The organism is Nocardia sp. NPDC049707 (assembly GCF_040674855.1).
Lineage (GTDB): Bacteria > Actinomycetota > Actinomycetes > Mycobacteriales > Mycobacteriaceae > Nocardia.
In genome coordinates this window covers 14,531-14,922 of the sequence record NZ_JBFANN010000015.1, presented here as the reverse complement: position 1 = coordinate 14,922, position 392 = coordinate 14,531, and the positions used below count along the sequence as shown (strand labels likewise).

The window sequence follows — 392 nt, the reverse complement described above, 5'->3', positions numbered from 1 at the left end:
ACCCTCCCACCAGGAAGGCCGACCAGATGACCAACCCCTTCGACGACGATGACGCCCAGTTCTACGTCCTGATCAATGCCGAGGGCCAGCACTCGCTGTGGCCGATCTTCGCCGCCGTCCCCGGCGGCTGGACCATCGCCTACGGCGCGGCCACGCGCCACTCCTGCCTGCAGTACGTCGAGGACCACTGGCTGGACATGCGTCCCAATTCACTCATTACCGCGATGCGGCCCGAGGCCAACTGAATTGGTGGGGCGCGCCGGCACGGACATCCCCCCTGCCGGCCGGTGCGGCCCCGCCCCCTCTGGCCGGGTGCGCGGGGTATCAACGATCATCCGGGCCCGCTTCCCGAACTCTAGAAGTTGGAGTGTGCTCCACACGCAAGCATCGAA

Annotated in this window: 1 protein-coding gene; it reads left to right on the top strand. The window is 67.1% G+C overall.

Going from position 1 to position 392, the window contains the following annotated elements; genetic code table 11:
* The first annotated feature begins 26 nt into the window (after positions 1-26).
* A complete protein-coding gene (locus AB0J29_RS15985) occupies positions 27-245 on the top strand; it encodes an MbtH family protein (RefSeq protein WP_364785689.1) in 219 nt (72 codons plus the stop codon).
* Positions 246-392: the final 147 nt, after the last annotated feature.